Source organism: Paenibacillus sp. sgz302148 (assembly GCF_056120465.1).
Genome location: NZ_JBVYOJ010000023.1, coordinates 32,532 through 56,862, shown reverse-complemented (window position 1 = coordinate 56,862; position 24,331 = coordinate 32,532). Strand labels below are relative to the sequence as shown.

Sequence of the window (24,331 nt, the reverse complement as noted above, 5' to 3'; positions counted from 1 at the left end):
TTTATGTTAATATTTTATCTGATTGAAGCATCCGAGGAGGGACGGATATGAACATCATATCAATGATCGAGCCGTTGGCCGCCGACACAGTTGAAGCGATTCGCACCGGGAATACGGCAAGATTAAAGCAATTATTAGCTGAACATCCAGAGCTGGTTGTGTCTAGAATTGCCGACCTTCGAGGGGGAATGCGATCCTTGCTGCACGTGGCGACCGATTGGCCGGGCCATTTCCCCAACGTCGCGGAAACCATAACTACGTTGATCGAAGCAGGTGCAGATGTGAACGCCGCATTCGTCGGCAGACATGCCGAGACGCCGCTTCATTGGGCAGCCAGCAGCGACGATGTCGATGCGCTGGACGCCTTGCTTGGCGCCGGCGCGAATATCGAGGCTGCCGGCGGGGTGATCGGCGGCGGCACGCCGATGGACGATGCCGTAGCTTTCGGCCAATGGCAAGCGGCTCGTCGTTTGGTCGAGCGCGGCGCGAGGACGAGACTATGGCACTCTGCGGCGTTAGGGTTGACGGAGCGGCTTCATGCTTATTTTACAAGCGGCATAGTTCCCGAGCCCGATCATATTACCGAGTCCTTCTGGCAGGCGTGTCACGGCGGACAAAAGGAGGCTGCCGAATTCCTGCTTGCGAAGGGAGCCGACATCAACTGGGTCGGATATCAGGATCAGCGGCCGCTGGACATCGCGCGTCAAGTTCATGCCGACGAATTGGTGGAGTGGTTGATCGAGCATGGGGCAAAACCCGCTCAAAGTTAAACATCTACCTCCAATTATGTAAGAGAGCTTGAAGTCAAGATGGAATCAAGACCTTTTCCGACGAGTCGGATGAGGTCTTTTTTCGTCGAATTGATTTTTCAAGAGGTTCTTAGCAATAAATCGCGAATAGGATAGGTCTCGGATTTATTTTGATTCGAATTAGACAAATAGTGAGAGAAGGGATAATGGTGGACAACAACCCAAACGAAGGCGAGCTGTTTCGAAACGCGATTATCATGCTGCGAAATAGTTCCAAGCTTGAACGAATCCATAAAGGTTACTCAAGTGACGGTAAGTTTATCGTATACGACAATAACAATAAACCCCTATACATACTAAGAACGTATAGCATCGATCAAGATCATAATAAAAGGTTGGAGTTCAATAGACTCCAACTGATGGAGAGACAGGGCGTGAAGTGCTCCAGACCGATTGAAATCGGTGTACTTCCCGATCAGGAGCTCGGCTATATGATTGTTTCCTACATTGAAGGGAATGAAGCATCGGAAGAGCTTCCGCTATTGAACGATAAAGAGCAATTTGCTATTGGTGTTCAAGCAGGTATGGAATTGCTGAAGATCAATCAGGTTCGTTGTCCGGATAGCGGTATCAGGTCTTGGCATGAAAGAATGGCCGCCAAGCATCTTCGATATCGAACGGAATACGCAACTTGTGGAGTTGTCATTGATCATGAGGCGAAGCTGCTAGCCTTTATTGACAACAATTTAGATATCATGGAGAACCGACCGAACCTTTTCCAGCATGATGATTTCCATATCGGTAACCTTATTGTTAAAGACGGGAATCTTTCGGGCGTCATTGATTTTAACAGGAACGACTGGGGCGATCCTGTCCATGAATTTGTGAAGGTCGGAATATTCTGCGCTGAGGTTAGCGTACCTTTTTCAGTCGGGCAAATCCGAGGATATCACAATCATAGCGAACCTGATCAGAAGTTCTGGCAGCTTTATTCGCTTTATCTTGCAATGACTTTGATTTCATCCGTCGTATGGGTCCTTAAAGTGATACCGGAAGAGTTAGAATCCATGTTGATGAAAATCCGCAAGGTCATGGATGATCATGACAACTTCGAGCTCACCGTGCCTAAGTGGTACAGCCAACAAAAGTATTGACCTGAAGTGTCGCCTTTCTGTAATATAATAAAAGCCCAGTACATAACTCGGCTTTAGATATGGAAAGGATGAACTTCTCCTAATGTACTTACGTTCGCTAATCATTTGCAGTTATTTGATGATTGCCTATTGGGTATCCACCCAATTCCCATCATTGAAGATGGTGTTTTATCCGACCCTAGGCGCATTCAGTTTCATATTTATCCAACGCGTCGGTCAATTGAAGGATGTGAAGCGAATTATACTCGGTGCGGCGATTGCCTCAACGATCGGGAGTATGATGTATGCTCTTGATAACGGGGTGATGTCGTTTTTTGCAACTGCGATCATAACGATTTCGCTCATCCATTTTTTCAAGTGGAACGCGGCTCCAATCCTTGCCGTATCTTTAATTCCTTACTTCGCTCATTCCGTTTCAATCTGGACCTTGCCGGCCGCGGTTGTTGTTTCATTGATCGGCTTGCTCTTGACTCTCTGGCTGATCGGAAAGGTCGAACAGATGACCTGGATATCCAAGCTTTCACTGATGATGCAAAAGACGATCCAGACCATAGCCAGACCCGCTAATCGCCAGCCGGTTTCTGAGACACGGGAGACAAGCAACTGAGCAGAAACCAATAACATAATAAAGATCAAAGGAGCGCCGGTTGGCGCTCCTTTTGCATCCTTTGAAGTCAAAACAATTTCAGAGTTTAGGCTCTAGCCGCTTCCTGACTTTGTTCATCCGCCATAGACTATCCTATATTTACTTCAAATAGAAGGGAGCTAACTATGGACATTCCGATAACAGGTTTCGTTATGGGTTCAAGCGATGCCGACGGCCATCATACTCATCAACTTTATATTACCTCTTGGAACGGTACTCCCGTTCATGTACATGCATTTGCAGGGAGAACGTCTTTTAACGACGGACATACGCATGATTATTCCAGTTGGACTGCTCCAGCACCTACAGGAGTACCGCACGTGCATGGATACAATACAGTCACCTCGTTGGATCAAGGCCATACCCATATCATTCAAGGCACGACCGGCCCTGCAATTGCACTGCCTGGCGGCGGTCACTACCATATGTTTGAAGGGCATACTACAATGAGCGGAGTCCGTCCTCATTCTCATGCTTACAGCGGTCGGACGGGGAATGAGGTGAGCAGATAAAATTCTTAATCGAACAGGAGCTCACGCATTTTAGGCAATGGTTTTCCGGTCAAACTATTTTCAAACATGTCGATAATGGTTAAGAATCTTTCGGCTTCGCGGAACACATGATCTGCGAGCAAAGGATGGATAATGCTTTTAATCCGGCACGCATCGATGAGATCGCGTGCTGTCTTTTTGAAGTCGCGCAGCGCCTTAACGGATACTCTGTTCTGATCCAGGAATTGATCGAGAAGAGGGACGGTTTGGGATTGAGGGCGCATCGATTCCAAATCTCTTGCTTGGAACAATAATTGGTCAAAGTCCTGACTGAAGTTATTTGCTTGCTCCACCAGTTTCCGCTCTGAAGGATCTAACAAATGGCTAATAAATTTTGCGTGATCGGCCATGATTCTTAGGAAAAACACATTTTCATCAATAATGGCGTCAGGAAGCGGCTCCAATCGTCCCGTATTCAGTTCCGTCAAGCGATTCCTGAAGTAATTGGCTTCTCTGCTTACATGGTCGACCAACAATGGAAAATTATTCGCCCCTGGAAGCTGACACCGCAAAATCAAGCCGAGCACTTTTCGTTTAAATACCCAAATGTGCGAAACCGCATTAAAAACTTCCTCATTGAATCTTCTGATCACTTGAGGATCCGTTCCAAGCGTAAATGCTTTCGACCTATTCTCGATGTTCTCAAACACCGCGTAGAAATGATTCGCTTCCTGGATTAATTGTGTGTCTTCACATCGAAATCCTAATTTAAGAAATAGGGAATGCTCCTTCATGATACGCGACCAAAACCGCAGCTCATCCAACGAGCGCGCAACAAATGCGTCTGACATCTAAAATTACCTCCTGAATTAGACCATTTCTTAATAACATATGTGCGAACGCCTAAGTTAGTTAAATGTCCAAATCATAATATCTTGATGACGCAATGTGCAGGAGCAAGTTGTGTAATTAATGGAATAAATAATTAATAATATTAATGAAAGTGGAGGAGATCATATCAAATGTAATATGCTATGATTGAAGAACATCTTGCACGAGGAAGGAAGGCAGCGTAATGGAATCTTTGAACCACGTACCGGTTGCAAAGGCGGAAATGCTGATTCGAAAACCGGTGGAAGAAGTGTTTGAGGCTTTCATCGACCCCACGATTACTTCGAAATTCTGGTTCACCAAAGCCAGCGGTCGGTTAGAAAAAGGAAGACGAGTTCAGTGGGATTGGGAAATGTACGGTGTATCCGCGGACGTTGATGTGAAGGAAATCGAGGTAAACAAGCGAATCCTCATCGATTTTGGCGGTACCACGGTGGAGTGGATATTTTCTCCTCGTGCAGAGAACGAAACCTTCGTTACGATTGCCAATACGGGTTTTCAGGGAGACGGGGATGAAATCGTAAAGCAGGCCATAGATTCGACGGAAGGTTTTACGATTGTTCTTTGCGGGTTGAAGGCACTTCTTGAGCACGGCATCGTCTTGAATCTCGTACGCGACAAGGCTCCTGACGCCAACGTCGATCGTTAGTTCAATTTATATTGAAAGAAAAAGTCGCGTAATCGCGGCTTTTTTTTTTGGACGAAAAAGTTCTTACCCTATTCGGAGGACATACCAGAGATTAAAGGAAAATGTTGAATGATAACGAATTCAAAGTCAGTACCAATGCAATGAAATGTACGTTAAAAAATATTTTTTTTGTGCGATTACGAAAAAAACGGTCAGAAATTTATGCCTGCCGTCGTCCATACATTATGTCGAATATGTAAGGGGGAGAACCGTACGAAATGCGGGATAGCGACATCTTAAACGATGTGGTTCTAGTTGAACGGGCAAAAACCGGTGATCATTCTGCGTTTACTGAACTCGTTCGGCGCCATCGCAGTAAGGCATTTGGGGTTGCGAGAAGCTATTCCCGCGATCGGCACTTGGCCGAGGATATCGTGCAAGAGGCGTTCATGCGTGCATTCCTTCATGTAAGCAGCCTTTCGAATGCAGAGAAGTTTGTGCCCTGGCTGAATAAGATCGTGCGAAACGAAGCTCACACGCGAATGCGCGGCGGAGGGCCGTTTGGCAAAGAGCGTCCGTTTTCCAGCTATGCTCCTGAGTCCGGAGAACGAGACTCGGAATGGGGCAGCTTGGAAGGACATTTGAACCGTATGGCAGAGCTTCCCGATCGTCATGGTACGGGTACTGTAGACGAACCGTTAGAAGAACTCCTTCATAGGGAATTGGTTCATTCGATCCGGCGGATGGTGTCCACATTAAAACCTCATGAACGACGTATTGTTGAAGCACATGTTTATCGTCAAATGGGTCCTTCGGAGATCGCCGGACTGTACAGCATATCGCCCGACCAAGTGTACAAGACGATTTCCCGATCGCGGGCAAAACTGAAGGATGCCCGATTCCGTATGTACCTGCAGGAATATTTATACAACGATAAAGAGACGGGCCAACCGAAGAGCGTGCAGCTTGCATTGGGCAAGGAGACGCAGGTTCGTGCTCTTGTCAGCAAAGGAGGTCATGGAAGCTCTTTTGCCTTATGCGTATATCGGATCCTTCGTCATAGTTATGCAGCGGAATTGTCATATCCGGAAGTGATGGGGCTGACCGGGCAAGCGTTTAGATTGAATGTGGAGACGGCCCGAATCGATGCTTCAGGTCCGACTACATACTTTTGGGAACCGGTGTTTGAAGCCGGTCTGGAAAGTTTGGGTATATCATGCAGTCGCACGGGAGACGGCGGGCTTCCTCCATCGCCTTTCGCATTATCGCTAGGGCTTGTGCACATGAAAAGCTCGCTAGCTTCAGGTCGGCCGGTAATGGCTTGGGATTTATTCGGGCCGGGTTTTGATTTGATCACAGGTTATGATGACAAAGAGATGATCATTCATGCAGACAACGGCAACAAGCAAAAAACGATTCCTTACGAAAATCTCGGCCAAGGTTCGACAAGCGGATTGTTCGTTTGCTCGATTGATCGATTAAAAGAAATGCCTTTTACCGAATCATTGCGCTATGCGATTAGGCAAATCCGCACGCACGCTCAAGGTGAGCTAGGCTTTCTTGGATATACAAGCGGCTTGGCCGCTTATCAAGCTTGGATCCGTGCATTCGAGAACGGTCAGATTGATGAAGTCGGCAATGCGTACACGGCTTCTGTCGCGGCTGATGCTAGACGACATGCCGTACTATTTCTGGAGATCGTTCAAACGAAGCTCATAGGCGTGAGTGAAAAGTTCGCGCGTCAAGCGACAGCGTGCTATCAAGATTCGGCAGACTTCCTGCGCCGGATGACCGAGCTTTTTCCTTTTCCGGGAGGAGGAATGCCGCATGATCCGTTTTTTCGTAAACAAGCCATTTGGCTGCTGAACGAAGCATATGTAGCGGAGAAAAACGGACTGAACTGGCTGGAGAAATTATCTCGAAGCATCGAATCGAAATGACAATCTTGGGAAGGTGGAATTCACAATGAACCTAGCTGAGCTAACGAACACTGCAGAGCAAGAAATGCATTTTCCTATCGAGTGTGAAGGGGAAGCGGGGTATTTGGCAGCAGGTGTTGCATGCAAGCCGCGATTCGAACCGGACGGTATGTCCATTACCGACGACGATTACCGTCATCCGGCATGGTCCAACCGGGAATTTAGAACGCCATTCATCTTGGATGCAAATCTGAAAACCGATTCGACCAATATTCGGCTGAAATATGGGACACATGGGAACCTGATTTTGAATTGGGAAGTGCAGCCGGGGACATTAGTTTTGTCGAACCCCGTGACCGAACAAGAAATTCGGATCAAAGAAGCCGGAACAGTGCCTACCGATACTTGGGTACAAGTACGGTGGATCGTTGATGAAGGGCGCATGACCTTGGTCATAGACAACGTGGAACGCTTTACGATGAAAGGAAATTTTGCCGGGATGAGCAAAAAGATAGCGATTGGCGCAGGTTGGGGGTCGCGAGTTACGATCAAGAGCTTTCGAGTCGTAGAACGTCCAAGCGGGACGGCCTTATCCGAGGGATTGCGGCTCCTGCATGGACTTGAGCCTGATGAACAGGCACCGGGTTTTCTCGGCTGTCTTAGAGGTGTGCTGCATTATTGGAACCGGATAATTTCCGATTCCAAAATGTACGCTCTTGCAGGGGGAGCGGGACGAATGGCCGTCGATCGGGAAGTAAGCCGGAAAGGCTGGCGGAAATGGGGGCAGCGTCTGCTGGAACAATATGCTCAAGCGATCGGAGTCGTTGCGGAGCGGTTAGGAAAGCACGGCGACCTGAAAGAGGAAATTCGTCAATCGGTCGATGACGGATTCCCTTGCCTTATTTTTGATGAAGAGATGGAAGATTTCGCACTTCTTGTCGGCTATCATGACAATGGATGTATCGTTCGGGCTTCCGGAATGGAGGCGGAACGCTCTTGGAATCGTTTCGGAGATTCCGATCACGCGGTGTACCGGTTAGTGCCTGGAAATGAAAAGGATGCATTTCGCGCGTTGTGCGAGATGATGATTCAGTCATCGAAGGAGAGGAATAATCCGTCTCAAGCGAGTCGTGATTTGCTATGGGGGACTTCCGCACTGGATGCGTGTTTACGTTTTGTTGAATCCGGTGCGTGTGACATGAGCGGACTTGCTTATTTTGCTGCTTTTTGGTCCAAATGCCGATCGCATACAGCGGAGTTCCTTTATGAGATCAGCGGCTTTTCGGGAGGGGCCGCAACATTAATCGAAGAAGCGGCAGGCACCATGGAGGCAGCTGGAAGTGCTTTGGAACAATTGCACCGTGTGTTGTTAACCGATTTGGACGTAGATGCAGCTATAGCTCTATTAACAACCATACGCGATAAAGAGGAACAGTCGACTGCGATCATTCGCAATATCGTTGGTATTTTAAGCATGCGGAAAGAGCTGCCTTCCTATCAATTCACAGGATTCCATATGTCGCGTGTAGGAGCTATGCGAGCATGCTTGGATCTTCATCAAGCAGAACGGATCATCAATGCTTGGCTTTTTGGAGCGACCGGTTATGCATTTCTCATGGCAATAGATGAGGATGTCACGAATCGCGCGCCGAATTTCGGACTTTCCATTGACCGCATTCATCGGTTGGCGGCCAATATCGGGCTCCAAATTCATGGCATTCGAGTGCATACGGACATCAATAATCATGACGAATGGCGGATGAAAGCAACGGAAGGGATCCGTCAGGCGATTGATGCAGGGTTGCCTTGTTTCGGACAGGGACTCGCCGAGCAAACCGAAACGGAAGTGCTTTACGGGTATGAACCGCAAGGTTTTCTGACACACGGATGGCATCAACGGGGATTGGTGATTCCATGGGAAGCTATTGGTGTTGCGTATTGTCCATGCGAACCCTGCTCCGCGAGGCGAAAAGAACAAACAGGCGATTCGCTCGACGTGAAATCGGGATTTATCGATATTCATTGGGCTGATCCGGTTCAGGCATCGGATGTAAAGACGACATTGAAAGAAGCATTTGCATATATTCTTGAACAGAACTCCGGAAAAGCCGAAGTTTCGCAAGCCGGTTACCGTTATGGCACCGCTGCTTATAAGCATTGGATCCATGTTGTTAAAGAAGGGAATGCGGTCGGTTTCTACGTGGGGTATTTGTGCGATGTATGGCGGGAATGCCGATCGTATGCGGCCTCATTCCTTAGGGAGGCAGCCTCGAAGTTAGGTCCAGATTGGACGAACGCACTGGAAGAGGCGGCACGCCATTACGACGCAGCGGCTAACAACTGGAAGCAATTGAACGATATGTACCCGTGGATGCAGCCGCACAGCAAGATCGTCGACGTGGAAAAACGGTTGAAAACCGTCGAGCTATTGGAAGGAATACTGGAATCCGAAGCAGCAGGTTTACGAATGATTGAGGAAATTTATCGCAAAATGTAACGTCAGACCCGATTCAGGAACTGATTGGCAGTTAAAGCAGGCGGCCTTGGCCGCCTGTATTTTTACCATAATAGAATTTATAAGTTTTCCGCAGATAACGCGGTGTCCTAAATTCTATTTGGCAAGAAAAGCTTCCTCTTACGCAGGGTCATTCATCGTGGAGAGGGCTCCGAACAGGAGCTTTTCTTATTATCCTTAACTGTTTACGATCACGCCGCCGGTGACATGAATGAATTGTCCTGAAACATAAGACGAATCGTCCGATGCGAGATAGACATAAGCCGGCGCGACTTCGAAAGGCTGCCCCGCGCGCTTCATCGGGTTTTTAGCCCCCCACTGAGCCACTTGATCCGCTGGAAAAGAAGCCGGAATGAGCGGAGTCCACATCGTTCCGGGAACGACCCCGTTCACGCGGATCCCTCTGCTATGCAAGGATTTGGACAAAGACCGGGTAAAAGCAACGATCGCACCTTTGGTTGCAGAATAATCCATCAGCAGTTCGTTTCCTTCATATGCCGTCAATGAAGCAGCATTCACGATCGTACTTCCTTTTTTCATATGAGGCAACGCCGCCTTGGTCAAATAAAATACAGAGAAGAAGTTTGTCCGAAACGTGGTTTCCATTTGTTCGGAAGTAATATGCTCGAGGTGGTGCTGAACATGCTGTTCAGCCGCGTTATTGACCAGAATATCTAACTTGCCGAAATGTCCAACCGTGCGCTCAATAATTTGCATGCAAAATGCTTCATCCCCGATATTACCGGGGATCGTCAAGCATTGGCGGCCTTGTTGTTCGATATATTGCTTTGTTTCTTCCGCATCGGAATGTTCGTTCAAATACACGATGACGACATCGGCGCCTTCCTTGGCGAAGGCGACCGCAATCGCTCGGCCCTGGCCGCTGTCTCCGCCGGTAATGATCGCGACTTTGTCCTTAAGCTTGCCGCTTCCCGTATATTGAGGATTATCGAAAACGGGTTTTGGGTCCATGAGCGATTCAAGTCCCGGTTGCTGATTCTGATGTTGAGGAGGGAAGGGAGGGTAGGGCTGCATCTTCGTTAAGGTTTGATTCGTATTTTGTGTTGTCGTTGTCATCGGCCTTATCTCCTTTATGTCGTCATCGTCAGTTGAAGTCAGGATGCGGTATCGCGGCTGTATGTACGTCGAGTAGAGCCGGTTTATTGCAATTCAGCGAATCCTTACATGCCGCTTCCATTTGTTCGACCGTGTCAATTCGATACGAGATCCATCCGCATGCCTCCGCTACCAAGGCAAAGTTCGGATTCGTAAGCAGGGTCCCTTCTGGTTGCATTCCTTTCATGAACATTTTATCCCGTTCCATTTGCAGTGCACCGTTGTTGAAAACGATAACGATGATCCGCAATCCGTATTTCGCTGCGGTTAGCAGATCGGCCATGACCATGGCGAGACCGCCGTCGCCGGTTATGCAGACAACCTGTTTATCCGGAAAAACCAGCTTTGCAGCCATGGCGGCAGGCAAGCCGAATCCCATTGTCCGCCAGCGCTCGGAGAGTAGCACTTGCTGGGAAGTGGCCCGAAAATTTCTTAGGAACCAGAGGGTTGAATCCCCTTCGTCCAAGGCGATTATTGCATCTTGGGTTATGTGCTGTTCCATGATCCGAATGATGTTAGCAGGATGAAGCCCTGACTCGACTTGTTCCAGCCTCTCCCGTTCATTTTGCGAGGACCATGCTTGTTTGCAATGATTGATCTGGTCGAACCATACCGAATTGGGTTCATAAGCTTCTAATCCTTTACTCAGGATCGGAATGATATTTGCCGCGTCGCCAACAAGTCCAAGATCTACCGGCACAGGAATCCCAAGATCTGTCGGTTGTTTTATGATTTGAATGACATGAGCATGAAGCGGGAATAGACCTTCCGGCCACCAAGATGATTCGATGCTCAGGACCATATCCGCTTGTCTGAACAGCCCGGCGAGAAACGGATTACCGCCCTCACCAAGACCGTTTAACATAAGCGGAAACGAATCGGGGATGATGCCCATTGCGCCATAACTCATGACAATACCGGCTCCCCAAAGCTGAGCCAAGGATTGAATGGTCTCCGGTTCCGTTCGGACATTTTTGCCTACTAGGACAATGGGGCGCCTGGAACAACGCATGATTTGCAATGCTTGCTCGATTTTATTCGGATCGGTGTTGCAGGGATTAGAGATATGAGGTTGCTCTTTGGGCAACGTTGTTGTAGATGAAATAAATACATCCGAAGGGATGGACAAGTGCGCAACGGTTTGAGATAAAATCGACTTTTGCATAGCTTGCGAAAGGGAGTCAAGGACTGCGTCCGGATGGACCACAAGTTCACTGCATGACGAGATGGCTATCATCAATTGCTGTTGATTGATGAATTGTTTGTATGGCGTGCCGATTTTGTTCAGCGGTGCTTGACCTGTAATCGCTAGGACGGGAACTTGATCAAGAAAAGCATCGCCTAGTCCATTGATCAAATTGGCCAGACCCGGTCCCATATGAGCGGTACAAACGCCGAGCCGCCCCGTTAATTTCGCTTCCGCCGAAGCCATCATCGCCGCGACGGACTCGTGTTTGACGGCGATAAACGAAATAGTTTCTTGCTTGGCAAAAGCGTCCATGAAACCAAAGATCGAATCCCCGACGACACCGTAAACCCGTCTTACGCCCCACATTCTGAGTTGCTCCAAGATGACCTCCGCAACTGTAGCGGGTGTTGAAGATGGTTTATTTTCCGTTTGCCGAATCTGCAAAGCGCCTACCTCCGCACGGATTAATGCTTTTAGTATGCCGATCGCGCGTGTATTTATTATGAATTCAACAAGTTTTATGGGGAGAAAGTGCATGAAGTTGATTCATGATTGCCATAATATCGTTTGGAAATGGAGGTGAAGCAATGAATCAATCGAGTCTGGCTCCACACGAAGCATTGGACATGCATGAGCTCATGTCTTCCAAAACCGTTTGCTTGACCGAGGCTAAAGCTCGTCTTAAGCTCGTTCAAGACCCGGCGCTTAAAACATTGATCGAACAAGAAATTCAACAAACGACTAACGCAATCACGCAGATGCAAACGATTTTAGCCGGCGCAGCAAATACTACGTTCTAGGAAGGGACGATTACCAATGAATATGGCGGTTCAAGTTCAATCAACGCTAACCGATCAGACAATTGCAGCCGACATGCTGATGGCATCCAAAGGTGCCGTCAAAGAAATCGCGTCGGCCATCACCGAAGCCGCTTCGCCGCAAGTACGCTCGTTTTTGAAGCAAGAATTCAATAGTGCGGTAGATTTTCAAGAGAAGATGTTCGGTTACATGCAATCCAAAGGGTTGTACAACGCCTATGCCATGAAGCAGCAAATCGCTTCCGATATTCAGCAGGCTACCAACGCATTAAACCTATAATTTATCGTTATTTGGCAAGCGGCCGCAAGAGGTCTGCAGCATAAAGATCTACCAGAAAGAAGCGCATCTTCGGATGGCTTCTTTTGTTTGTCTTGAAAGTGTGAATCAAGTCACTGATTTCTGCTATATATAGTTTTACAATGAAAGCGAAGACCTACATATGGTTATCTTTGAGGAGGAGGGGAGTGGAATCTTGCTTAAATTTTATCCGAAAATGATTCGAACGTTCGAGGATCTGCCCGGATGCACCTCGTTAGTGATTCATTCACTTGCGGGCTGCAATTTGCACTGTATCGGTTGCCATAACTATGACGAACTGGTTGCAGAACGTCATGAGCATTATTTGCTGGCAAACGATATTGTGGACCAAATCAAGAGAAACGGTTATTTGTTCGATGCCGTTATTTTCAGCGGCGGAGAATTTCTGATGGGCAATCTTGCCGAGATAACCGCATTTCTTGCGGAAATAAGGAAATGGTTTACGGGTACGATCATCATCAACACAAACGGCACCTTTCCCGAGAAAATACGTTATTTGCTGGAGAGAGAGCTGGCGGACGGGATCCATATCGATATGAAATTGCCGTACCATACTTTCGATAAGACGATTGACGCATCCGCCTATCAAACCGTTCTCGGTGTTTCTCCTACGTCTGAATTGATTGAAAGCATGTTAACGTCGGTCCAATCGGTTGTATGGCACAACAGTCCTTACAGTCAAGTCCGCACCGTGAAATACCCAGTTCTAAGCGAGGAGTATTTCGAACAAATCCGCACCTACGTCGATGAGTTGAACGAACGTTACAAGAGTGAGGTCACCTATAAGTTAAATGAGTTTTATCATCAATAGATAAGGAGGAACCAGAGATGTTTAATCATGTTAACGAAATCATCGGAAAGTTCACATCGGGGGTCGAGGACAAACAGACGGACTATTTAAAACGCGAGAACAGTAATTTTGTTTATTCTTTGCCTTTGTTGCGTCACAATCTTACAAACTATGCCGAAGAGGATTTTTTGCTTACGCATATATTGCCGTCCAAGCTGTCGGCGCTTTACCGGGAAGGCGTCGTTTATATCCACGATAAGCAATTAAGCCCGTACTGCATGAGTGTCGGATGCAAGGATATCGCGATGATGGGAATACCCAACTTGGCCAAAAATATGCTGTCATCCAAACCAACGAAGAAGTTGGATATTTTGTTAAGACACTTCAGCAACGTCATCGTCCTGATGTCGCAGCAAGTATCCGGCGCGGTAATGCTGTCCCAGCTGACAACCATATCCGCTTCCTATCTGTTTTTCGAAGAAGGGGAGAAAGGCAAAACTTATTCGGATGAGGAATTGAAACAATTGTTTCAAAGCTTGATATGGGAGATGAACATGCCGCTGCGCGGAGGTTCTCAATCCGCATTTTCGAACATGACGATGGAATTCGGCAAACCTTCGGGGGAAATCAAAGACGAACAAGTCATTATCGGCGGCGAGACCCAACAGATCAAGTATAAAGACATTCCGCCGATCTATTACGACCGGATCAACAAAGCGATTATCGATGTGATGAAAGAGGGGACCGGGACGGGAATTCCATTCACGTTTCCTTTAATCACCGTTCAAATTGACGATCATTTTGACATGCAGAACGAACTGTTTCTTTACTTGCTTGAGAAAATGTATTATTGGGGCGGCGTCTACTTTGAAAATTTCCGTACCAAACCGTTTGAGCATGAATACTACACAGAACGTAACCCTTACCTGAAACCGCGCGATCCGGAAGCGAGCCGAAGCTTATGCTGCAGGCTTCAGATCGATTTGTCCGTGCTTTCAAAAGCCGGAAGCGGCATATTCGGCAGTTCTACCGGCTCGACCGGTGCCGTGCAAGTGTTGAATCTGAACTTGAACCGTATTCTGATGGAATACGGATATGACGATACCGTGCTTTTGGATAAAATAAGAGAGGTTCTGGAGCTTATGCAGGAAGGACATCAAGCGAAAAGAGCGTGGATCGAAAAAAATAAAGAATTGTATCCGACGTTTTTCGCATTCAATAAGGATCTGAAAAACTATTTTAACGTATTCGCAGTGACCGGCATGCACGAGGGCTTGCACAATATGGGCTTTCAAGGCGGAATGTCGAACGAGAATGGCAAGAGGCTGGCTCATCGTCTCATGCAATATATGACGGACATCATCAATGAATTCATCGTGCGGGATCAAGTGGCGTGCGGGATTGAATATGCTCCCGGGGAGAATGCCGCGATCAAGTTAGCCCGGCATGATCTGAAATGGGGGAAGCAGCAGGGGCGGCAAGTCTATGTCCAGGGATCCGGCGATGATGTGTACTTGACATCCGGGTGCATGCTTCCATTCGGCGAGGAAGACTTCCTGAAGCAAATCGATAACAGCGCCGAATTCCAAGGGTATGCAACATCGGGTAGCATTCTCCATCATTTTCTGGAAAGCAAAGTTACCCCCGGAAAGCTTGCGCAGTATATCGGTAAAATATTTGAAAAACCGATCAATTATATCACGATTACGCCTACTCTTACGAGTTGTTTAAGCTGCAGTCGGCAATTGTTAGCCCAGGATGGAATCGATTTGGAGTCCTGTCCGGTATGCGGCAGCGACGATATCGCCACGTTCAGTCGTGTTATCGGTTATGTGAAGATGATTTCGAGAAAAAGCATAAAGGTGGATAAGGATGGCTTTTATACTGGGGACTACAACTTCTGGAGCAGAGCGAGAAGGTTTGATTGGAATGCGAGAACAAGAGTGAAAGAAGAACCGATTCATTCTTTTTAATTGAAGTTGACTTCCCGTCCTCATTACACTACAATTCGTAGTGAAAGGTGCGTGCGGAATGAAGAAGAAATTTACGTTTAACCAGCGAGGCTTGGAATTGTTTTTCGGACCGCTGGAAGCACAGATCATGGACATTCTTTGGTCCGCCCCCGATCTATCCATCAAAGATGTGCAGACGAAGCTGGGAAAAGACAAGGATCTCAATTTCAATACCGTGATGACCGTGATGAACCGGTTGATCGACAAAGGGATGTTGACCAAATCCGTCGTTGGAAGAACGTCGATTTATCGGCCCGTGTTATCCAAGGAACGGTTTCTTGAGAGCCAGTCCAAAGAAATTTCCCACAATCTCGTGGAAGATTTCGGTCCGATCGTCGTCAGCCACATGCTGGACGGGTTGGACGAAGCCGATCCGGAGCTGCTGGAGAAGCTGGAGCAAAAAATAAAAGCGCTCAAAAAAGGAAGATAGAAGATGTGGAGACGGCGATCAAAAATTCTGTTTTTCTCGAGTGCGATGATTTCACTGTTTATTACAATTCAGATGGGGTTGTATGTAGCCCAGAAGCTTTACGGCATTTCCGTCTCCAACGTATTTGAGCATTGTACCAGCTTGATGCAGAAGTTCGGCTTATGGTGGATGGCTACCCTGCTTGATCTGCTGGTCGTGTCCACGCCTCTGCTGGTCGTTTGGCTCGTTTGCAGACAGCTTTATTTGTCCCGCCGTGTGTACAAGAAGCTGTCTACGCTCCAAGATAAGTCACTGACAGCGGCCTTGAATGACGAATACAACGACGGGAGGGACGGCATTCTGGTCGTTTCCCATACGGATCCTATTGCGCTGACGATGCGTTTCTTCCGTCCCCGGATCGTAGTATCTACCGGGCTTCTGCAGCTGCTCGATACTAGCGAACTTGAGGCGCTCATCCATCACGAGATTTTCCATATGAAGCATAAGGATCCGCTCAAAACCTTTATCATGGTCGTATGCTCGTCCGTTTTATGGTACGTGCCCATTCTGAAGTGGTGCACCAAGCAGTATAAGGCTGCCCGGGAAGTATTGGCCGATTCCAGCGCGATCGATGCGATGGGATCCGCGGAGAGTCTTGGAAGCGCGCTGCTGAAGCTGCTAAGAAAACAAACCGTGCGTTATCCGTTCACCTATGCTTCGTTTGCGGAACCATCGATCAACATTAGAATCAAATACCTGATCGATCCGCAGGTAGGGCTAGCCTTACGGCTGCCTGTCATCACCACGATACTTTCCTTGCAGGTGGTCACCGGTTTATCGGTCGTATTTGCCGGCGAGCTTCTGTAATTTTTTTTAAACACATACACTACATCGTGTAGTGTATTCTGGCAAGGGGGCTGATACGACCTTACCGTTCGATAGTAAATCGATTTGGACAAGACTTGAAATGTATCATAAGGAGGAAATTTCATGAACGTTAAAAAAGCAGCCATATCTTTAGGAGTTGTCGTTGTATTAGCAGGCGGCGCATATGGATTATACGATTATTTTGCCGGCAACCACGTAGAAATTCAGGATGTAATCCCCGCGAATACTCCTGTACAAAAGGAGACGGGTACTGCGGGTACAGCAGCCGTAGATCCGAGCGACGTGAACGGAGAATGGACCATTCAGCCGGATTCGAAAATATATTTTTCCGTGACAACATCTAAAGAAACCGTCAATTTTGAAGGAGCAAACGTCTCTGGAAATTGGATGATCGATACGAACGATCAGACGAAAATGAGCGGGAACGGCGTTGTCGATATTAACGCGCTGCAATCGGGCAACTCGCAGCGGGACGGACATATTAAAGGGCCTCAATACTTAGACGCATCGGCTAATCCGGAAGCGACATTCACCGTCAAATCGTTCGAAAACTTCCCGAAAGAATGGAAGGAAGGAGCGAAAGCGTCCTTCACCATGAACGGGACGCTGACCATCAAAGGCATCTCGAAGGACGTAGCCTTCGCAGCCGAGGCGCTTTACACCCAAGGCGCTTTCAAAATGGAAGGCAGCACGGTCGTTACCTTTGACGATTTCGGCATGAAAAATCCTCACACGGTCATACTCGATACCGAGAACGACGTAACCGTACAGCTTCGGCTAAATTTGTACAAGAAGCTGGCATGATTCCAATTAGGCGCTGTGCCCCGAACGTGGAGTGCAGCGTTTTTTTCGTACGGAGCGGGCCGAGTGTAAAGTGCATAGCCTAAACTGAGTTGCCAGTACAGGCACTAAGTATGCCGCCTCTTTTATTCGTTGCCATTTTCGGATATACTGGTTATGTTAATTGATGAATCACTAACAAGTTAAGGAGGCGGCAATACAGATGGCAAAAATCGAAGTAACTTCTGTTAATCGTAGATCGGACATTATATCGGCGGCGATCGAAGTATTCGCGGAAATCGGATATTTCCGGGCGACGACGGCGCAGGTCGCGGAACGGGCTCAAATATCGCAGCCGTACATTTTTCGTTTTTTCTCCACGAAAGAGGCTTTGTTGTTAGCGGCGCTGGAGGTATCCTGGGAACGAGTGATCGATTCCTTCCTCAAAGTCGTGGAGTCCGCTTCACCGGAACAGCTTGAAAACGGATTGATCCGGGCCTACGAAGATATTCTGGAATCGTTTCAGAATGAAGTGCTGCTTCAGATGCAAGCACAGACGATCCGGGAAGAATCGATCCGGGAAGCGATGCGCAATGGATTCGGGGAAGTCCGCCGAATCGTTCTGGACGCGTTCCGCGCAGCCGGCATTCCGAATGCCGAGGAACGGACGATGCTTTTCCTGGCCCGGGGGATGCTGTGCAACGTATCTGTAGCGCTAGCAATGCCGGAATTAAAGGATATATGAGAAGGGGGTACGAGTTTTTCGAAATTTGTAATTGATCAATCAATCATAGTTATTGACTAATCAATAACTATGATGTATTATTGTTTTCAGGTTAGTAATTGATCAATAACTAAATTGGATGAGGTGATCTCTTTGGAAAAAGCAATTGTGGTCGGAGCAACAGGCGGTACGGGTGCTTCGGTTGTTGAGGAACTGGTCAAACAAGGGATTCGGACGGTGGCTTTCGGGCGATCTCGCCAGAAGCTGGAGCAACTTAGAACTCGGCTGGGGAGCCCGGAGCAATTGACGATTGCCGTCGGCGATGCTTTTCGTCCGGATAGCATTGTCTCCGCTTCGGAAGGTGCGGACGTTCTGTTCCATTGCGCGAACGTACCTTATCACGAAATGGTCAGCAAGCTGATTCCTCTTGGCGAATCGGTAATGGAGGCCGCCGACCGACTTAGCATAAAGGTAGTCGCAATCGACGGAATCTATCCTTACGGAAGAAGGCAGATGGATCGGGCGACCGAGGAGCATCCGAAGCAGCCGCATACGAAGAAGGGCAAGACAAGGCTCGCTTACGAGAAGATGCTATTCGACAAACGGTGGAGCCGGACCAAGGTTATGATCGTCCGTTTGCCGGATTATTACGGTCCTACAGCGAACGAAGCTTCTTATCTGGGCTCTACGCTCGAAGCAATCGCGGCCGGCAAGATGTCATTTTTCATCGGCAATATGCATGTTCCCCGCGAATTCGTGTACCTGCCTGACGCGGCGTTCATGATCGTCAAACTCGCAGGCAAAGACGATGCTTATGGGCAGAATTGGCATATTCCGGGTGCAGGCTTAATCTCGGGCAAGGATATCGTTCGAATAGCTAGGCAAGCAAGCGGAAGCGTCAAACCGGTTTTTCCGCTCGGAAGAATCGGGCTGTCATTGCTTGGCATGGCTTTGCCGGTAATGAAGGAGGTAGTCGAGATGCTCTACCTGACAGAAGAGCCGCTTGTCTTGAGCGGGGATAAATATGAGCGCTTGATCGGACCGGTACGGGCGACGCCCTTCGAAGAAGGAATTAAGGCGACGGTTCGCGCGTTGCAGAAAAATAAATAATGACTATTTTGCGTTTTGTTGTAATTGATCAATCACTAATATGAACGGAGGAATTGAAAATGAACCATCTGATTGTTTACACGCATCCAAGAAAAAACAGCTTAAATCACGCGATCCTGGACGCGGTGACGGAAAGCTGCCGACAAGCGGGGGATGATGTTGTTGTTCGGGACTTATACGGTGTCGGTTTCGAGCCCGTGCTTGGCTCAAGCGAAATGCTCGGTGGGGTGGGAGAGGATGTAGTCCTGGAGCAATCGTACGTTTCATGGGCGGACCATATTGTATTCATCTATCCGCTTTGGTGGTCTGGATTGCCTGCAATGCTGAAGGGGTATATCGACCGCGTATTTTCTTACGGATTCGCCTACAAGTATGAGAACGGGGTTCAAACCGGTTTGCTGAGGGGCAAAAAGGCTACACTCATCCATACGCAGAACAAATCCCGAGAAGAATATGAAGCAAGCGGCATGGGAAATGCACTGCGGCTTACGATCAATGAGGGGATTTTTGCTTATTGCGGCTTCGAAGAGATTCGTCATCACGTATTTGACTCGATTCTCTCCTCGACCGCCAAGGAGAGGAAGAAATGGCTTGAGCAGCTTTCTGAACCGATGCACTAGAAAAATAGTCTCGATGTGCATCAATGTAATTGATCAATCACTAATAAGTTATAAGGAGAGATGTATACATGAATTCTAAGAATCAACAGATGTCGGCGGCATCGCCCGTTATACCTTACCGCTGGTGGGCGCTTATCGTGCTTGCGCTTGCTCAGTTTCTCGTTGTGCTGGATGCATCCATCGTCAACATCGCCCTTCCATCCCTGGGCTCGGAACTTCATCTGGATACGAATACGCTTAGTTGGGTGATCACGGCTTACGTGTTGCCATTCGGAGGGCTGCTGCTTATGGGCGGGAGGCTGTCCGACCGGTATGGTCACAGGCGGTTGTTCATCGCCGGAGTGACCGGATTCGCCGTCGCTTCAGCGGCTGCGGGATTCGCGAGCTCGGGAGCGTGGCTATTGACCGCAAGAGCGGTGCAAGGCGCCTCGGCTGCATTGCTCGCTCCGGCAGCTCTCGCGCTTGTCACCAGACTGTTCGCGGATCCGCAGGACCGGGCGAAGGCGCTTGGCATCTGGGGGGCGGTCGCCGGCATAGGCAGCGCCGCGGGCGTATTGCTGGGAGGGGTGTTGACATCATCTTTCGGATGGCCATCCGTGTTCTATGTCAATGTTCCTATCGGCCTGTTGGTTATCGCTGCGACACCGATTATTATCGCCAAGGATAAGCCAGGCGAACGCACAAGTCTGGATATGCCGGGAGCGGCCGCGGTTACCGCCGGCATCGTGACGCTAGTGGCCGCGCTCTCCGAAACCGAACGGGCTGGTTGGACATCTCCGCTGACTTTGCTGCTTGCCGGCGTATCCGTCGTGCTGCTCGTCGCGTTCGTCCTGATCGAGCGCCGCGCCGAGAACCCTCTTATGCCACTTGGCGTATTTCGCAATAAGTCGGTATTGGGCGGCAATTTGGCGATGTTCCTCATCGGAGGAGCGACTACGGGACTGTTCTTCGCGCTTTCGGTCTACATGCAGCAGGTTCTTCACTACGACGTTATGAAGGCGGGTCTAACCCAGCTGCCGCTCGCGGGAGCGCTTGTCGCGATAGCGGGAGCCGTACCTGCGCTTATCAAAAAGCTTGGAACGCGTCGGACGCTTGCCGCATCATTGCTCGTGTTCTCCGCAGGACTAATCTGGCTGTCTTTGACGCCGAGCGATTCTTCGTTTGTCGTACATCTGCTTGGACCTAGTATCGTGATCGGATTCGGATTGGGAGGGGCCTTTGTCGCGGGAACGGAATTAGCGGTCCATGGAGTGGCCGAAAGCTTAGCAGGAATGGCCAGCGGCTTAGTGAATACGAGCCAGCAAATCGGAGGAGCTATCGGGCTCGCCGTTTTGGCGACACTGTCATCAAGCAGAACAAGAGATCTATTGAATGAAGGAATTACCGAGCCGCAAGCGCTAACCGGCGGCTTTGCATGGGTGTTCCTTGGGGGGGCCGCTTTTGCCGTCATCGGGGCGATGATTGTCCTCACCGTTGTTCGATCATCCATTTCACATCGTGTTTTGCAGAAAGATTCGATTATTGATGGAAAATGATGTGAATGCTACACTATTCGTAAGTAAAGTTGGGGAAGAGGTGCGTTGATGAAAAAAACAAGCCGGTTGCTGTTCATTGTGACGATCGTTGTTGCGGTTGCGTTGCTAGGTACGACAGTCTCGGGCGCGGAGGCGAATGCGAATACGTCCGCGACGACTGGCAAGGACACGGGCAGCGTTACGAATCTCCAGCAGCTTGAACCCGTTATTTTACCCGTGCCATCATTTAAATATGTTTTTAATGCTGTTCTCGATTCCCCAGCCCAAGTTACAAAAACGAAAAAATTGACTTTAACCAAAAAATCGGTCAAAAAAATATCTCCAACGACCGGTTACGCCGAAAGCGAAGCCTACGCATCCAATGAATATCTGGTTCCGAATCCTTTTCGCAATCAGAAAGGGGATTTGCCCAAAGCGATTCCGACCGAGTATAAGGGACAAATGCTTGTGCGCGCGATTAAAGGTCCAAACAACGTCCTCTTGATTTACGGATTAAATTTTGCCGAAAATCGATATCTAGTCGTCATGGATAAGTCGCTTACGAAATTTTTGAAGGCGTATGATTTTAGCAATTATGCGATTTCTCCCAAGTACATCAAAGCAGATTTCGATTTTATTTACCAGCAAATCAAATGGGCGGTCATCGAGAACGGAATCCTATATGTCTCGCATAGCCATTCGACTTACGCCAAAAGCTCAAACGGCATGAACGGATATATTACGGCCATTCGTCTTTCCGATAACAAAGTGTTGTGGCGAACGGATCCGCTTGTATGCAATAGCCAGAACTTTCAAGTCGTAGGCAACGTTATTTTGTCCGGCTACGGTTTCACGGCGGAGAAGGACTATCTTTATCAGATCGACAAACGAACCGGCAAGACTTTGGATAAAATTCTGCTGAAGGACGCACCCGATTATATCGTAAAACAAAAAAGCAACGTGCATGTGTACGGATATGAGCACCTGACTCAGTTTGCAATCAAGACATAATTAGAGTGGAGTAGCGCCGCGGCAGCTGCTCCGTTTTTATATGTGGCGAAGCAATTTGGATTTACTTCTTCAAATGATATGGAACCGTGGTGATAATGACTTTTCTTCGGTACAGCAAGTGCGTCCGAATCAACAAACTGGACTGGTTGTGTAGGATGTTGTGCCAACCCTTCTTCGGAATGAATTGGGGGATCACAACCGTAACCTGGTAGTTCGATTCGCTTGCCTTTCGCTGCACGGTATCAATGAATTTGGTTAGCGGCTGAATAATGCTTCTATAAGGAGAGTGGAGCGTCACCAGTCTAACATCGGGCTGCCACTTCTTCCATTTTTCCTGGAATATGGCCTCGTCTTCTCTTTCGAAAGGCACGTAAACGGCAATGATCTGCTCGGCCGAAAGGGATTTGACATAATTTAATGAGTTCTCGACCACGTGAGTAATGCCGGCCACAGGCAGAATCATGACATTACCTTCGATGGGCACGACAGGTTCACAGGTTGAAAGCCTCAATTGGTCGCCAACGGCATCATAATGTTTGCGAATGCGATGAAAGACGAGAATGATCAGAGGCAAAAAAACCAACACGGACCATACCTGCGCGAATTTGGTTAAAAAGAACATCAGAGTGACCACAAAGCTGATCATGGCGCCTGCAGAGTTAATCAATAATTTGCTTACCCAGCCATTCGGTTTTTCGCGAACCCATTTGACGATCATGCCGGTCTGGGAAAGAGTGAACGGGATGAAGACGCCAACGGCATAAAGCGGGATGAGATGTTCGGTTTGCCCTTGAAACACAACAATCAAGAGGATGGATAATAGTCCCAGGATTATAATTCCATTCGAATAGCCCAACCGGTCTCCTCTAACGGTGAACATTCGAGGTATAAACTTATCTTTGGCAAGATTGACCGCAAGCAAGGGGAAAGCGGAATAGCCGGTGTTCGCGGCAAGGATCAAGATCAATGCCGTTATCCCTTGAATGAAGTAATACATGAAGTTCCTTCCGAAGGTTTGCTCGGCAATCTGGGAAACGACAGTAACCTCCGGACGGGGAGCAATGCCATAATAATAGGCTAAAAAAACGATCCCCGAAAATAATACGGCCAATAAGGTTCCCATCGCCATTAATGTTTTGGCGGCGTTATTAGGAGACGGTTGCTTAAAATTGGGAATCGCGTTGGAGATGGCTTCGACTCCTGTTAGTGCGGAGCTTCCCGATGCAAACGCCCTTAAGAGAAGAAACAAACTGATTCCAGCTATCGGAGTCCCGATCGGCGTATGTAAGTTAGGCGGAACTGCACCTGTTCCAATGTTGTAGATGCCTGCGCCAATCAAAATGAAAAGCGCCAAAACGAATAAATAAACCGGATAAGCCAATATCGAAGCCGATTCGGTTACGCCTCTTAGGTTCAAGGTTGTAATAAATATCACGAAAACAATGGCAATAAGGACGGTATGAGCGTGTAAACTAGGGAATGCAGACGTAATGGCATCCGTGCCGGCCGAAACGCTGACGGCCACCGTTAAAATGTAGTCCACGAGCAAGGAGCCGCCAGCGATAAGCCCGGGGTACATGCCCAGATTCTGTTTGGATACGACATAGGCTCCCCCGCCGTGAGGGTAAGCAAATATAATCTGCCTGTACGACAGAATCAGTGCGATGAGGAGAATCAATACGAAGGCGCCAATCGGAATGGAGTACCAGAATGCAGCGACACCTACGGTTATCAGGACCAGCAATATCTGCTCGGGGCCGTATGCAACGGACGATAAGGCATCTGAAGAAAGGATTGCTAATGCCTTGGTTTTATTCAATTTCTGCTCGCCTAATTCCGTTGATTTTAACGGTCGTCCGATTAAAAATCTTTTTATGGCGGAAAACACCCGAAATCCCCCCGCAATGATAGTCTCACTTCTTCAGCTACATTAGTTTTTACAAATTTTATTTTTTTACTACATAAAAAAACGAGGGGAACCGCTGCCGCGGTCCAACGTGTTGTAATTTTGTTGACGAAATAGACATATTATTTTAAA

General features: G+C 48.2%; 23 protein-coding genes. 19 read left to right on the top strand and 4 right to left on the bottom strand.

The annotated features are described in order from the left end of the window. Positions 1–47 precede the first annotated feature (47 nt). The 4 genes from AC0LWM_RS27265 (at position 48) to AC0LWM_RS27250 (ending at position 3,061) form a co-directional block, all read left to right on the top strand. Positions 48–770 carry an ankyrin repeat domain-containing protein gene (locus AC0LWM_RS27265; protein ID WP_474678187.1) on the top strand — a complete coding sequence of 241 codons (723 nt, stop codon included), beginning with the start codon at positions 48–50 and terminating at the stop codon, positions 768–770. Positions 771–955: 185 nt separating this feature from the next. Continuing rightward, the gene (locus AC0LWM_RS27260; protein ID WP_474678186.1) at positions 956–1,903 is read left to right on the top strand and encodes an aminoglycoside phosphotransferase family protein; all 948 of its coding nucleotides are present in this window, start codon (positions 956–958) and stop codon (positions 1,901–1,903) included. Positions 1,904–1,985: 82 nt separating this feature from the next. After that, on the top strand, positions 1,986–2,510 hold the full coding sequence (locus AC0LWM_RS27255) for a hypothetical protein (RefSeq protein ID WP_474678185.1): 525 nt from the start codon (positions 1,986–1,988) through the stop codon (positions 2,508–2,510). A 164-nt stretch (positions 2,511–2,674) separates the two neighbouring features. After that, the gene (locus tag AC0LWM_RS27250) at positions 2,675–3,061 is read left to right on the top strand and encodes a YmaF family protein (protein ID WP_474678184.1); all 387 of its coding nucleotides are present in this window, start codon (positions 2,675–2,677) and stop codon (positions 3,059–3,061) included. 5 nt (positions 3,062–3,066) lie between these two features. On the opposite strand, the gene AC0LWM_RS27245 is transcribed toward AC0LWM_RS27250, so the two are convergent. Next, the gene (locus AC0LWM_RS27245) at positions 3,067–3,891 is read right to left on the bottom strand and encodes a DUF2935 domain-containing protein (RefSeq protein WP_474678183.1); all 825 of its coding nucleotides are present in this window, start codon (positions 3,889–3,891) and stop codon (positions 3,067–3,069) included. A gap of 224 nt (positions 3,892–4,115) precedes the next feature. On the opposite strand from AC0LWM_RS27245, the gene AC0LWM_RS27240 reads away from it, so the two are divergent. From AC0LWM_RS27240 to AC0LWM_RS27230, 3 genes are all read left to right on the top strand, one after another. Then, positions 4,116–4,580: an SRPBCC family protein gene (locus AC0LWM_RS27240; protein ID WP_474678182.1), complete on the top strand. Its 465-nt coding sequence runs from the start codon at positions 4,116–4,118 to the stop codon at positions 4,578–4,580. Positions 4,581–4,837: 257 nt separating this feature from the next. After that, the gene (locus AC0LWM_RS27235) at positions 4,838–6,499 is read left to right on the top strand and encodes an RNA polymerase sigma factor (protein WP_474678181.1); all 1,662 of its coding nucleotides are present in this window, start codon (positions 4,838–4,840) and stop codon (positions 6,497–6,499) included. A gap of 25 nt (positions 6,500–6,524) precedes the next feature. Continuing rightward, positions 6,525–8,975 (top strand): hypothetical protein, encoded by a 2,451-nt coding sequence (locus AC0LWM_RS27230; RefSeq protein WP_474678180.1) that lies wholly within the window; start codon positions 6,525–6,527, stop codon positions 8,973–8,975. 195 nt (positions 8,976–9,170) lie between these two features. On the opposite strand, the gene AC0LWM_RS27225 is transcribed toward AC0LWM_RS27230, so the two are convergent. Continuing rightward, positions 9,171–10,070, bottom strand: coding sequence for an SDR family oxidoreductase (locus AC0LWM_RS27225; RefSeq protein WP_474678179.1), 900 nt, complete (start codon positions 10,068–10,070; stop codon positions 9,171–9,173). 28 nt (positions 10,071–10,098) lie between these two features. Next, positions 10,099–11,742, bottom strand: a complete 1,644-nt coding sequence (locus tag AC0LWM_RS27220; protein WP_474678178.1) for a thiamine pyrophosphate-binding protein — start codon at positions 11,740–11,742, stop codon at positions 10,099–10,101. Positions 11,743–11,885: 143 nt separating this feature from the next. Between AC0LWM_RS27220 and AC0LWM_RS27215 the strand changes: the two genes are divergently transcribed. The 12 genes from AC0LWM_RS27215 to AC0LWM_RS27160 all read left to right on the top strand — a co-directional run bounded on the left by AC0LWM_RS27215 (position 11,886) and on the right by AC0LWM_RS27160 (position 22,293). Beyond that, positions 11,886–12,098 carry a hypothetical protein gene (locus AC0LWM_RS27215; RefSeq protein ID WP_474678177.1) on the top strand — a complete coding sequence of 71 codons (213 nt, stop codon included), beginning with the start codon at positions 11,886–11,888 and terminating at the stop codon, positions 12,096–12,098. 16 nt (positions 12,099–12,114) lie between these two features. Continuing rightward, positions 12,115–12,396 (top strand): spore coat protein, encoded by a 282-nt coding sequence (locus tag AC0LWM_RS27210; RefSeq protein ID WP_474678176.1) that lies wholly within the window; start codon positions 12,115–12,117, stop codon positions 12,394–12,396. 193 nt (positions 12,397–12,589) lie between these two features. After that, positions 12,590–13,246 (top strand): radical SAM protein, encoded by a 657-nt coding sequence (locus AC0LWM_RS27205; RefSeq protein ID WP_474678175.1) that lies wholly within the window; start codon positions 12,590–12,592, stop codon positions 13,244–13,246. A 17-nt stretch (positions 13,247–13,263) separates the two neighbouring features. Next, positions 13,264–15,198: an anaerobic ribonucleoside-triphosphate reductase gene (gene nrdD, locus AC0LWM_RS27200; RefSeq protein ID WP_474678174.1), complete on the top strand. Its 1,935-nt coding sequence runs from the start codon at positions 13,264–13,266 to the stop codon at positions 15,196–15,198. Between the two features lie 58 nt (positions 15,199–15,256). Further along, a complete protein-coding gene (locus AC0LWM_RS27195) occupies positions 15,257–15,667 on the top strand; it encodes a BlaI/MecI/CopY family transcriptional regulator (RefSeq protein ID WP_474678173.1) in 411 nt (136 codons plus the stop codon). 3 nt (positions 15,668–15,670) lie between these two features. Further along, the gene (locus tag AC0LWM_RS27190) at positions 15,671–16,513 is read left to right on the top strand and encodes a M56 family metallopeptidase (RefSeq protein ID WP_474678172.1); all 843 of its coding nucleotides are present in this window, start codon (positions 15,671–15,673) and stop codon (positions 16,511–16,513) included. Positions 16,514–16,636: 123 nt separating this feature from the next. Further along, a complete protein-coding gene (locus AC0LWM_RS27185) occupies positions 16,637–17,338 on the top strand; it encodes a YceI family protein (RefSeq protein WP_474678171.1) in 702 nt (233 codons plus the stop codon). Between the two features lie 199 nt (positions 17,339–17,537). After that, positions 17,538–18,059 carry a TetR/AcrR family transcriptional regulator gene (locus tag AC0LWM_RS27180; RefSeq protein ID WP_474678170.1) on the top strand — a complete coding sequence of 174 codons (522 nt, stop codon included), beginning with the start codon at positions 17,538–17,540 and terminating at the stop codon, positions 18,057–18,059. Positions 18,060–18,191: 132 nt separating this feature from the next. Next, the gene (locus AC0LWM_RS27175; protein ID WP_474678169.1) at positions 18,192–19,148 is read left to right on the top strand and encodes an SDR family NAD(P)-dependent oxidoreductase; all 957 of its coding nucleotides are present in this window, start codon (positions 18,192–18,194) and stop codon (positions 19,146–19,148) included. A gap of 59 nt (positions 19,149–19,207) precedes the next feature. Beyond that, entirely contained in the window at positions 19,208–19,768 is a 561-nt protein-coding gene (locus AC0LWM_RS27170; protein ID WP_474678168.1) for an NAD(P)H-dependent oxidoreductase, read from the top strand. A 68-nt stretch (positions 19,769–19,836) separates the two neighbouring features. Then, positions 19,837–21,303 (top strand): DHA2 family efflux MFS transporter permease subunit, encoded by a 1,467-nt coding sequence (locus AC0LWM_RS27165; RefSeq protein ID WP_474678167.1) that lies wholly within the window; start codon positions 19,837–19,839, stop codon positions 21,301–21,303. Positions 21,304–21,351: 48 nt separating this feature from the next. After that, positions 21,352–22,293: a hypothetical protein gene (locus tag AC0LWM_RS27160; RefSeq protein WP_474678166.1), complete on the top strand. Its 942-nt coding sequence runs from the start codon at positions 21,352–21,354 to the stop codon at positions 22,291–22,293. Between the two features lie 61 nt (positions 22,294–22,354). Here AC0LWM_RS27160 and AC0LWM_RS27155 read toward each other — a convergent pair whose 3' ends face one another. Further along, entirely contained in the window at positions 22,355–24,181 is a 1,827-nt protein-coding gene (locus AC0LWM_RS27155; RefSeq protein WP_474678165.1) for an APC family permease, read from the bottom strand. Between the last annotated feature and the right edge of the window lie 150 nt (positions 24,182–24,331).